Genomic DNA, 12,700 nt, shown 5'->3' with positions numbered 1-12,700 from the left:
GATTATGATTTACCCGGATAATTTTGAAGAAAAAATAGGAATTAATACAATCCGAGAATTTATTATAGAAAAATGCCACAGTGTACTTGGAGTGGAGAAAGTAGAATCAATGGCTTTTTCATCCGATTACACTGCAGTTTCAGAATGGCTGGAACAGACGCATGAATTTTTGCAGATTATACAGAATAAAGAAGATTTTCCGGAAGATAACTATTTAGATCTGCGGCAAGCCTTGATTAATATAGACGAAGACCCGGCAGTATGGTTGTCGGAGGAGGATGTTTCCGGACTTGGAAATTCTCTTGTGACTATTGATCGTATTACAGCGTTTTTAAATAATTTCAGAGCGTCAGATGGCAGTCTTAAATATCCGATGCTTCATGCTATGAGCGGAAAAATAAAAACGTTTCCACAATTTGTAGAAAAAACATATTCTATAATGGACAAATCCGGACGTATAAAAGATAATGCTTCACATCTGCTGGCAGACATCCGTAAGAATAAAGCAGAGGCAGCTAAAGATATTACGAGAAAGATGCAGGCAGCTATTCGCAGCGCACAGTCACAAGGTATTGTTTCAAAAGAAATATCCTCAGATATGCGTAATGGTTATTTTGTGATTCCTGTAAATGCATCCTATAAAAGAAGAATAAAAGGTGAGGTAAGGGGAGATTCTGGAAGTGGTAGAACTGTGTATATAGAGCCTGAACCAGTAGTAGAGGCTACAAACAGGCTTAAAGAGCTGGAAGCCGATGAACGCAGGGAGGTTATAAGGATACTAACAGAGTTTACCAATATGCTAAGGCCAGAAGTTGCGGATCTGTTGATATCATATGATTTTCTGGGGACTATAGATTTTATCAGAGCAAAAGCCTTATTTTCTGCACGTATTAATGCTGTAAAGCCTGTTTTTGAAAATAAGCAGCAGGTGAATTGGATACAGGCTGTGCACCCATTACTCAATATCACGCTGAGACAGCAGAATAAAAAAGCTGTCCCATTAGATATTGTCCTGAACCAGGAAAACAGAATACTTGTAGTATCAGGTGTTAATGCGGGAGGGAAGTCCTTGTGTCTAAAAACAGCAGCATTGCTTCAGTATATGCTTCAGTGTGGATTGTTAATTCCGGTTAGAGCTGATTCGTATGCAGGGATTTTTGACCATATTTTTATGGATATAGGAGATGGGCAAAGTATAGAAAACAGTCTCAGTACTTATACTTCGCATCTGAAGAATATGAAATTCTTCGTGGAACATAATGATGATAAAACACTTTTGCTGATAGATGAGTTTGGAAGTGGAACGGAACCTCAAATAGGTGGGGCTATTGCTGAGACATTGTTGGAAAGATTCAACCGTAAGCACAGTTTTGGACTTATTACAACGCACTTTCAGAATCTGAAAAGGTTTGCCTATGAAACTAAAGGTATTGTTAATGGAGCGATGTTGTATGATGTTGAAGAAATGAATCCTTTGTACAAATTGGCCATAGGAAGCCCGGGAAGCTCATTTGCGATTGAAGTAGCACGAAAAACAGGACTTCCCGAAGATATTATTATAGATTCGGCAGAAAGAATAGGAACGGAGTTTGTTAATATGGATAATCTCCTGCAGTCAATAGTAAGAGATAGACTTTATTGGGAGAAAAAAAGAGATGAAACAGAGGTGGCTGAAGAGCGATCGTATAGTAATTGTGTACGAAAAACTTTAAATGAAAATAAAGCGAACGAAACTATTGCAGAAGTTTCTGTTGTTGGAATTGGAGATAAAGTAAAGTTGGAAGGTCAGGCGGCTATAGGAACTGTTTTGGATATAAAAGGTAAACAGGCTATAGTTGTATTTGGGGCTATAAAAAGTATAGTCAAGTGTGAACGTCTGATCCGTTATGAATAATAAGATATCTGATATTAGGAAAAACCAGAGGACTAATGTTCTCTGGTTTTTATTTTATAATCTTATTCCTTTGTCCAGCTTGTTTCTATTTCTTCCAGTGTTTTGCCTTTAGTTTCGGGAATGCTTTTTCGAATGAATAGAAAGGCAAGTATGGAGATAAGGGTGTATAGCCAGAAAGTATAAGCACTGCCTATAGATCCTATTAGAATGGGAAAGGTTTGGGATACAAGAAATACAGCCAGCCACAGAAAAAAAGTGGCGATAGACATTGCTGTTGCCCGAGATTTTGTGGGGAAAATTTCTGCAATCACGACAAATGTTAACGGTCCAAGTGACATTGCAAAAAAGGCGATATAACCCAGTATTGCAATAAGCACCAGATAGCCCTGCTGCTGTGTATAAAATGCGAGACCTACAATAAAAAGACATACGGTCATACCAGAAATACCTGAGAGTAATAGCTTTTTTCGCCCCCAAGAGTCTACGTATTTTATTGCAATGAGAGTGAAAGCAACGTTAATAACGCCTACCATTATGGTTTGTATAAATGCGGAATCCCTACCTGTACCCGTTGATTTAAAAATCTCCGGCGCATAATACATTATAGCATTGATTCCTGTAAATTGTGAAAATACAGCTAATAATATACCGGTAATCAGTGCCTTTTTTAGTTTAGATCCTTTTAGTGAGGCTAAAGAAAAAGGTGCTTCATCCTTCAGTGATTCGTTAATAGAGTCGAGTTCCTGTTGTGCAGCTGTGTTACCATTGATCTGGCTGAGAATTGTCATAGCTTCAGAATGTTTCTTTTGGCTGGCAAGCCAACGCGGACTTTCGGGTACAGTTAGTAATAACAGTATAAAAATTACAGAAGGAATAACGCCGGAGCCAAACATCCACCGCCATCCTGTAGAAATATTCCAGGCTTCATTATGTATACCTGCAATGTATGCGTTTACAAAATAAATAACAAGAATTCCGGTAACAATCCCAAGCTGAAAAACAGAAATTAATCGACCTCTTACTGAAGCCGGAGCCATTTCGGAAATATACATAGGGGAAAGCATTGATGCAATGCCTATACCCATTCCTCCTATAATACGGAACAGAACAAAGAACCAAAGATTTGGAGCTATTGCTGTACCAATAGAAGAAATAGTAAAGAGAACTGCTGACAACATCAGAACTTTTTTTCGCCCTGCACGATCACTAAGTTTGCCAGAATACATAGCTCCTGCGATGCAGCCTAATAATGCACAGGAGGCTACCCAGCCTGTCATAATATCTGAAAGCTGGTAAAAGCTGCGCATAAAACCTATGGCACCTGATATTACAGCGGTATCGTAGCCAAATAATAATCCGCCGACAGAAGCTACAAGAGTTGCTTTGTAAATAACACCTGAATTAACTGCTGATTGCATATCGTTTATTTTAAAACTTTTTCTGCAATCATATTTGTACGTATGCTTGCTTTTATTGTTGCGCATTCCTGACCGGCACTTTCTCCATATGGTGTTATGGTGTAAGTGCCAATATTTGCCGGTACTATGAATGTTTCTGCATAATGGATAATGTATGGTTCGAAGCTGTTGTCAGGGCTTTCTATAATAACCTCTCTGCCTTCTATAAGATTAATAACGTTGACTACACCTTCGGTATGGTGAACTATCTTTTTAGTAAACCAATGCCTTCTGGTTTCTATGAAAGATAAAGCATCCAATCCTGTACGCTCTTCCCGCCATCCGTCTCCGTCAGAAACAGATTCTGTAAGGTTTAGTATATTCTCTTTTGTCCACGATGTTGTACGATCCCACTGTATTACATTTTTACCGTGTTCCAAAGATATTGGACGCGGTTTGCCATCAAGTCCCATGCGGCCCCAATCCCATAGCTTGAATGTGAAAATGTAGGGGGTGGCACTAATTTCTAAAACAACAGTGTTTGCTCCCGAGCAATGTATTGTTCCAGCAGGTATGGATACATGATCATGTTTTTGAACATTCCATTTCTGTACATACTGTTCTGCATCGAAAATTATATTGTCGTTTTGGGCAGCTTCCAGATCTTTCAGCATCTCATCGGGATTAATATTTTCTTTTAATCCAAGGTACACAAAAGAATCTTCTCCGGCATCTAGTATATAATAGCTTTCATCCTGTGTATAAGACATCCCAAATTTTTCTTTGATATACTCTTTTAGGGGGTGTACCTGCAGGCTGAGATTGCCTCCTTCCATAGTGTCCAGAAAATCGAAACGGATAGGGAATTCATCACCAAACCCTTTGTATACTTGTTTTCCTAATAAAGCTTCCGGTTGGAAAAATACCAGATTTACAGATGGTATTTCCACTATCTGATCACCGAACCCTAACAAGAGACTATTTTCTTCCGGAACACAATCGAATCCCCATGCATAGTTGGGCAGGCTTCTGTCCAGATCGCAGACTTCTTTCAGCCATTGTCCTCCCCATGGACCAGGATCAAAGAACGGAATGACTCTGAATGGACGTTTTATGGTCTCTTGCATAGCATCATATAAAGTATCTGTACTTATCATTTGAGGCTGATGAGGTTTGGTTGTGTCCAGAAAGAGTTGGCAGTTACTCAATATTCGTTTTTTGTAGCGGTCGCATACGCGCCAGTCTACGAAATATGCATGCTTATATTTATAGGCGAAAGAGTCGGTGTAATTAGTTTTACCTAGGTTGCAGGCAGTATCTTTGCGGTAACGCAATTGTATTTCCCATCGTGGCATGTCTGCATATATGCATAGATCTGCCTGTCGGGCTATTAACGTAGCTCCAGGACCGGTAACAATTATAAGACCCTCGGTAGCAGCTATACGGTTGCGAAGATTACTTATTTTGGAGATATCAAAATAGTTTTCCAACTCCAATGATGTTAAATTACCAAATACAGGGTCGTCTGTCACAAAAGGCTCTACCAGTGCAGAAATTTCGCTTTCCGGTTTCATAGCCTCTATGGTGTTTATTATTAATTCCGGTTTTAGTAGCTCCTGTAATGAAGTATTGATTTCTTCAGTATATACACCGGAATAGCATTCAATAGCTATTACTTTAGGTGCATATGTTTTAATTTCTTCGGCAATATTTTCCCATCCGCTTATACAGATGTGTTCTTGTATTTTGATAACAGGAAATTTATTAAAATTTGATTTCATGTGCATTCTTTTATTTATCCATTATTTACTATGTGGGCAATGCCAAGCAATGCCGCCGTTGCAGGGAATTTCCCTTCTCTGATATCAACTTTTCCCCAAGGAGTCCATGCATGGGTTTCAACCTGCTTTCTGATATAAGGAATAATGTGGGCACTGCTTGCCATAATCCCGCCAGTGAGTACCAGTATCTCTGGGTCATATGCATGGATGAGGTTGATGGCAGAAGCTGACCATGCCTGCAGGCTTTGGTCCCGTAGATATATGGATGTGGCATCTCCTTCTCCTGCTAGTCTGAAGATAAGTTCGTAATCAATTACCGGAAAATCTGCCAGCCTGCTTTTTGTAAAACCCTTTTCGGATTTTGCAATGTTGGTAATATTCCAGGTAGAAGCTTCTGTTTCTACACAGCCCTTATTTCCGCAATTACACAGGCTGCCTTTATAATTGATAACAAAGTGTCCGCCCATGATACCTGCGGTGAAGTGTTTGCCTCTTAGTAATTGACCTTCTGTGACCGCTGCACTTCCTATTCCTGTACCTAGTGTCATCAGTATAACATTATCAGCATCTTTTGCGTTTCCATATTTCCATTCTCCGAGAAGAGCGGAGCGGGCATCATTTTCTATGAAAAATGGAATTCCGAATGTTAATAAGCACCATTCTTCCAGATTTATGCCCGGTGCATCGCTGAATTTTTTATCCACAGATAGTATCCTTTTTCTATGGTTATCAACAATTCCTGGTGAAGAAATACCGAGCCCCGATACGCTTGTAATGGGGGTTCCTGTTCTTTTCAATAGTTTATCCACAATTTCTTTTATAAGGGGTAGTCTTGGTCTAAGACCTTCTCCTGAATAAGCATCTATAGAAGCTGATGCCAGAATAGTATCTTGATGAACAATTCCAATTTTTATTTTGGTGCCGCCCATGTCTATGGCAATAACTGGTTTTGACATTTTTTTAGTTTTTATTTACAAAATAACGCTGTTTTTTATCCACAAAAGGGGCTGTTTCCACAGGTTTATCCACAATATTTGGTGAATAAAAAATAAGCTCTGGTATGTTTATATAGCGGATTTCCTGATACCGGCCCAGTTTATCCACAATTTCTCCTGTATGAGAATTCCAAACGGGATATTTTTTGCCGGATATCATGTTCAGATAAGAAACCGGGACTATATTTTTGTCTGAAATTCTCTTTTTGATTTTTGTCACTTTCTTTACCTCTGAAAGTTGCTAATTCTGATATAAGCCATAGCTCTTATTTATACAGCAGAACTTTACATTTTTATCCACAAAAGGGGGCTTTTTATATGCTTATCCACAGCATTTGGTGAATAAATATTATTGAATTATCCCTTTGTTATGGGGGTTTTTATATTTCTTAACAGTTTATCCACAATTTGCTTTGTATGGGATAGGTTTGTACAGAATTATATGGTATCAGGTAGGTAAGCCAGTATCATACTATGTATATATCTGCACTGTTTTGATTCCTTTTATCCACACATTGATAGCTGTAATAAATTTTGATATCGTTTCTGACTGTATACAATGCTGTTTAGAATATCTTATTTATTGAATTGCCTTTATTTCAGTTACATCCATACTATTTAGACTAATTGAATCGTTTATGGATATTTCTTTTCCTGTTTTATTATAAATCAGCTTAGATGGTTTTAATCTTTCCCATGTAAATGTGGTTGTCTGCTCTTTTTCATCCGGATTATAAAGCCTTATGATAAAACTTTGATCGTCCTGAGGAGTTATGCTAGTCACTACGATTTTATCATTCTTCATGTGGAAAAGACTTCCTTTGATATCTGCTTTGTAGTTTACAGGAATGGCGATAAGAGGTTGCGTGAATGCGGCTGCATACTTTTCATTCTCCACAGAATTAAAAGTATCGTGAGGACGGAGTGCGTAGCGGTAATGTACAGGGCCTTCCTGATCTGCTTTGTAGTTGGTATGCCAGTAATTGTTCATCGCATAGCTAAACCAGTTAGTAGTTCCGGGAGTGCCCTTATCTTTCCATTTCTTATGACTATTATCAATAAGCATTCTTTCATCTATCATTTCTGCAGCTTCTGTTAGTGGTGTTTCTATCATCATCCACTGAATTCCTTTCTGTCCTGAAGATGCATCTACCCAGCGGCGGCTATACCAGTAATCCATATTAGATCCCGGTAGTTGATCGGTAAGGTATTTCATAATACCATAACCGGCATCAGCAGTAATATTTTTGAAACCGGAATTGAACGGAAATCCAAAATGGACAGACTCCTTAGTTCGGATGGGTTTTTTGTCTACAATATTCTCTAATAATGCTTCATCGCTATCTTTATATAAGGTGATGATTCTCTCTAATTTGTTAGCTCCGGGGGCTTCTGCGGTTAATAAAACTTTTACCATTACTGCACCGTTTTCCAATATTTTTGTATGTACTTCAGTATTTGATTTGGCTTCATTGGGATCAGGTCCCGGTACATACCAGTAACTGTTCAGCCCCTGATTGTTATAGCTTCCTGCATAATTAGTTGCACCATTATCTGTAAAATGGGTAATGCTTCCTGTTTTATTATCCCATGTCAGTGCAATTTTTCCGTTTGATACACTATTGTTGGTAACTACAAACGGTGAGGTTGCTAATGTTTTATTTTTAATAATAGTATAGACGGCTGTGCCCAATGCCGGAATATTGTTAGCCATAAATACCATTGTACCATTTTCCAGCTTTTGTAATGGTATTTTGTTGCCTGCTGCATCTTGGACACTATTGCCTTCTGCTGCTGCAGGAATAGTTACAACTCCGCTACGTATCCAGGAGGAAGTATTGAAAACCTCAATCTTTTTAGAACCCGGATTAGTCAGAGGTTGTAATAAATCTTTTTCCAATTGATTGGTAAGAGAATTTCCGTCAAGTGAAAATTGTCTTTTTACCTTCCATTGATCGGTAACAAATGGTAGGTCAGGAGCTGTAATGCTATTGAAAGCTCCCCATGTGTGTTCATGAAAAAGAATTACATTCCTCCATGCATCATAAAAACGCTGGCTGTTGTACAGGCGGGGATTAAGCATGGAATAAAGAGTGGTTAGCTGCTGTAGCTTCAGTCCGCTGTTTCTGTTTATTCCTTCTTCTTTAGCTGTAGACATTGCACCATCTTCCCAATGTGGACTGATGTCGCCTTTTACAACTGGAAGTTGGTCACCGTATTTTTTCTCAAATACTTCAAACATATTCTCGTTAGTGCTCAGTACAATTTTTGGAGAAGTATATTTTTTATTCCATTCATCTACAAACTTTGATATTGAAGGGTCGATAGGTCCATTGTCCGATACAATATTGTAGCGCCATTGTACAATATCATATGGGTAATTGGTTCGGGTAAGATCATCGAGGTATTCTGCAATTTTTTTCTGGCCAGTTTCGAATACCGCTCCGGGATGAATACCATGCCATGATGAGTAACCTCTTCCTGCTGTCCAGAATAATATTTTTTCTTTTCCTGAAGGAGACTGCCACCATACAGGCTTATCTCCCCAGTTTTTCACAAAATTCCCAACACGATCACCCAGGTAAGGATTTGTTTTCCCTAGATAATTGGGGCCACTGGAAAAATATTTTACACCTGAAGTGGTTAGCGCAGGAACTAGAGACCATGCAAAACCCGGAACGTCAGACATCATTGCACTGTTGATCTTAAGGCCATACTCTTTCTCCAGCTTCTGCGCATATTCAGTGTAATGGAATAGCTCTTCCGGCTGGCTAAGTCCTGTCAGTATATTACCATACATAGCAGAAAGTCCGATTCCTCCTTCTTTTACAGCTTTTACAAAAGCCTTTTTATCTTCGGGTGTAGCCTTTTGCATAAAATTCTCTACATCCCAAAGTGCTTCTACATTCCATTTAAAACGAGCTTCTTCAGGAAGATTTCGGGTTTCATCAATCATCTTCAATGCATCATAAATATTTTTGGTATGAATCTTTTCCACTTCTGCCTGTAAATGGGAATATCCTACATCAGTATGAGAATGATGAATGAAATATAAAGTACGTGGAACAATGGTGCCTGCCTGTATAGTTTTGCGCAGAAGCTCTTTTTTTCCTGAGGTTACAGTTAGTTGTACATTGCCTCCGGTTTGTGAAAGCGTTACCGGAATGTCAAATGTTTTAATACCATCTGGCATTGTAAAAGAAAAACTCTCCTTGTTGTCAATTTTTGCAGTGATTTTCTCTTCCGGACCGAAATGCAGTGTAGTGAGATTAATTAGCCGTTTACCATCTTTCAGGATGAACGGAGTTGCGCTTGCATCCATTTTTTCCTGAAAAGTAAATTTATAAGTCATGAACCAGTCTCTGCTGTTTTGTGCCTGCCCTACCAGTTTTAATCGAAGAGGTTTGCCGGGTGTTACTTTATTTATAGGAACTCTTAGGTAGGCAATACCATATGAGTCTTTCAGTCCGTCCATTTTGGTCTGATTAAAAACAAAAGCAGTACTGTCTGCAGCTTTGGAAATCCATGTCGGATGCTGGTTCGCAGGATAGGTACTAAGGGTAAGTGCTTTTTGATCGTTTATGTACAAATCAAAATTGCGGACTCCGCCACTACTGCCTGAAGAATGTGATACCAGCCAGTTAAAATATACATACGGGGCGGAGCTTTTTTGAGGGACTTTAGCGGTCTCCCATTCTATTATTTTTGCTCCGTCCGTTGTTCTTGTGAGCAATGCACGGGTTGCATGATCCGGAAATGCAGAAAAATAATCAATATTCTCACCGCTTATTTCATTTTCATATCCGTTTATAGCATTTATATTGCCAAAATACGGAACCTTTTTTTGGGCATAAATAAAATTGCCTGTCATACAGAAGGACATTAGCAAAAGAAAATACCTGTAATACATGAGCTTCATTTTTATGGTTATATGTTAGAATGTTTGAACATATTAAAAGCTAAAAAAATAAAATCAACTTTCCATAGACTTATTTATATCTATGGTATAGGTGAATTTGTCAGAACGGTAGTAGCCTACATTATATTCTACAGGCTTTCCGTTTATATCATAAACAAAGCGTTCTCTTTTTAATAAAGGAAAAGTAGCGGGTACCTTTAGCTTTTTTCCTATTACAGCACCAGCATGGCAGGCGCTTATGTTTTCGCGTGAGCGGTCTACTATAACTCCGAAATGATCCTGAAGCATACTGTATAGTGGCATATCAAAATCATCATTTTTATTGACTCCGATTCTTGGATGAAAATAACTTTCAAAGTAAACAATAGGGTCTCCTGAGTTTTCTCCTTTTAGTTTAGAGAGCTTGAATATTTTTTTATCTTGCGCAATGCTGAAGAAATTGCAGATTTCTTCATTAGGCTGTATTTCCTCTGTCTTTAATAACTGATTGATAACATTGATTCCTTTCTCCTGCATTTCTCTGGTAAAACTATACCAATGATCTAGTCCGGTTACAAGGCTTTTCTTTTCCGCAACACGTGTGCCTACCCCTTTTTTACGTATAATGAGGCCTTCGTGCTCCAGTTTGTTTGTTGCCTGGCGGATGGTGTTCCGAGATACCCCCCAAAGGTTAGCTAGATCTACTTCTTTTGGTAACAAAGCTCCCTTTTTATAAACTTCCATTTTGATTAGCTTACGAAAAAGTTCTTCTACCTGTACATGTAAAGGCAGTTTGCTGTTGTGATCAATTATAAAGTTTTTAGCTAGTATGTTCATACATATAAGAAAGTACGAAGATAGAAAATATTTGTTCCCAATGTATATTTTTTTTCTGCTTTATAATAATCCGGTAAGAATAAATATTATGTAGATTAATAAAAAGCCCCAAGAAACTTCTCAAGGGGCCCTATTTTTAAAGTATAATTTTTATATCATCTGAATATTTTTTATTGGGATATGATTTTAGTAAGTTCTGATACAGCGTATATTTTCTCCAAAATTTTGGTTATAGGCTCCTGAAGTTGTACTTATTGTAGACTTGTATAACTGCATGTTTTTGTAGTTGGAGGGAGAGAATGTAGGTGTAGAAGATGCCCAGTAAATTCCTATGGTACCGCGTAAAGAAGCATTAGAAAGAGCTCCGTTTACATAATCCCGAAAACCTGTAGCCGGAAAGCTCAGTATAATATTTTTATCTCTTTTACTGGTGAAGACTTTTATTGAAGTGTAATTTGTAGCTGAACCATTATCCCAACTGGAATCATTTACGTTACTCTGAGTTGTTGAAGCTATCAGATCCTGAAATTCGGTTATCGTTGGTACGCGGTAGTTCTCTGGACAGGGGTCGTTAGTTGTTCTTATCGGAGTTGTTTCTGTTCCTGTATTCCATGAATTGGCAGGCGGAACTGCTGTATTGTCCCAGCCATTTATAGCTCCTGGCCCTGAATTACCATTAGCTAATGTTCCGGATCGTCCCCATTGATAATAATTTCCGAATAAATTTCCGTTGACCGGATTTGTAAAGTCAGGATTAGGATTTACACTGGTGTCTACGCCAAGATTATAACGCATCCATACTTTCCCGTTGATTCTGGCAGCCTTAATTGTAGCGCCCGGAGCGCTAAGCTGATCGTATATGAATGCGTCTTGTGGAACTAATTTTATGGTCATATTGTACCTTACGCCCGGTTGTATGGTAAGATTATTAAAAGCGACATTTGTGCTGGTCAAAGATCCTACAGTAAGGGATGATATATTAAAGCTACCATCGTTTGTATTGTTTGTATTGTTTACTATGACCACAGATGTTGCTGAGACATTGTTGGAATTGGGGTTTGTTGGAAAAGGAACTGATGTTGTGGTGGCAGTTCCTGTAGAAATAACCGTACCAGTATTTAAAGCTATTGTTGCACTAGGGAATACTTTGCCTAAAGTAGCATCTGTGATGTTGGTGATGTTATAGCCATTAGTAAGTGATGAATCTATATTAACTGTAATAGTACTAAAGCTGTGTTTCAGTATTACGTTTAAATAGTTTTGTGCTCCCATGTTGCCATTTGGTGTCATTGTAGCTTTGTAATACATGAAATATTGGCTTGAAACATTAATATTTGCTGTGCTCAAATTAGACCCGACAAGGTTTTCTGCAGGGTCTGCATTGGTGTTATAGGAGTAGACAATAAAGGTGTAGCTCTGTCCACCATTTAGCTTCATGGGATTACCGGAATCGGGGGTGACAGTGCCGCCAGCATTTACACTGTAGACATATGAAGAGTCATATTGCCCGGATGCATTGTATACAACTATACGGAACTTAATCATCCTTGTTATTGGTGAGGGAAGTGCGACAGGGCTTAAAGATGCTTGTGTAATGCTTTTCAGAGAAGAAGCATCAGGTTTTAGATCAGCAACAAGATCAAATCCTCCTCCGAAAGGAACAGTTTGCCTTTGGATTTTATTATCCGAATTAAGAGTTTGATTGGATGAAGCCTTAAAATTTTTATTAGCTATATCTTCATAATCATCTTGTACCAGATTTACATTAATGGCAACTATATTATCATTTAATGTTTTGTTATCTGTATCAGAACTCCGGCAGGAAACCGAAAACCAAATTAAGAAAGCGGAAAGGCTAAGGCTGAAAACATTAGAAAGTTTAATTTTTTTCATTTTTT

General features: G+C 38.3%; 8 protein-coding genes. 1 reads left to right on the top strand and 7 read right to left on the bottom strand.

The window, feature by feature from the left end; genetic code table 11:
* Nucleotides 1-4: 4 nt before the first annotated feature.
* Complete coding sequence (locus ATE49_RS15380) at nucleotides 5-1,894, top strand: endonuclease MutS2 (protein ID WP_065082857.1); 1,890 nt, start codon at nucleotides 5-7, stop codon at nucleotides 1,892-1,894.
* 62 nt (nucleotides 1,895-1,956) lie between these two features.
* Here the strand turns inward: ATE49_RS15380 and ATE49_RS15375 are convergent, their stop codons facing one another.
* From ATE49_RS15375 to ATE49_RS15345, 7 genes are all read right to left on the bottom strand, one after another.
* Nucleotides 1,957-3,312 (bottom strand): sugar porter family MFS transporter, encoded by a 1,356-nt coding sequence (locus ATE49_RS15375; protein ID WP_233174492.1) that lies wholly within the window; start codon nucleotides 3,310-3,312, stop codon nucleotides 1,957-1,959.
* Nucleotides 3,313-3,317: 5 nt separating this feature from the next.
* Entirely contained in the window at nucleotides 3,318-5,072 is a 1,755-nt protein-coding gene (locus tag ATE49_RS15370; RefSeq protein ID WP_081278506.1) for a class I mannose-6-phosphate isomerase, read from the bottom strand.
* A gap of 14 nt (nucleotides 5,073-5,086) precedes the next feature.
* Nucleotides 5,087-6,028, bottom strand: coding sequence for an ROK family protein (locus tag ATE49_RS15365; RefSeq protein ID WP_065082854.1), 942 nt, complete (start codon nucleotides 6,026-6,028; stop codon nucleotides 5,087-5,089).
* Nucleotides 6,029-6,032: 4 nt separating this feature from the next.
* On the bottom strand, nucleotides 6,033-6,287 hold the full coding sequence (locus ATE49_RS15360) for a hypothetical protein (protein WP_065082853.1): 255 nt from the start codon (nucleotides 6,285-6,287) through the stop codon (nucleotides 6,033-6,035).
* A 360-nt stretch (nucleotides 6,288-6,647) separates the two neighbouring features.
* The gene (locus ATE49_RS15355) at nucleotides 6,648-9,938 is read right to left on the bottom strand and encodes a glycoside hydrolase family 38 C-terminal domain-containing protein (protein WP_065082852.1); all 3,291 of its coding nucleotides are present in this window, start codon (nucleotides 9,936-9,938) and stop codon (nucleotides 6,648-6,650) included.
* Nucleotides 9,939-10,040: 102 nt separating this feature from the next.
* A complete protein-coding gene (locus tag ATE49_RS15350; protein ID WP_065082851.1) occupies nucleotides 10,041-10,802 on the bottom strand; it encodes a GntR family transcriptional regulator in 762 nt (253 codons plus the stop codon).
* A 186-nt stretch (nucleotides 10,803-10,988) separates the two neighbouring features.
* Nucleotides 10,989-12,695, bottom strand: coding sequence for an FISUMP domain-containing protein (locus ATE49_RS15345; RefSeq protein WP_065083180.1), 1,707 nt, complete (start codon nucleotides 12,693-12,695; stop codon nucleotides 10,989-10,991).
* Nucleotides 12,696-12,700 lie beyond the last annotated feature (5 nt).

Source organism: Elizabethkingia miricola (assembly GCF_001675285.1).
GTDB classification, from domain to species: Bacteria; Bacteroidota; Bacteroidia; order Flavobacteriales; family Weeksellaceae; genus Elizabethkingia; species Elizabethkingia miricola.
This window is presented reverse-complemented; position numbering and strand designations above follow the sequence as displayed.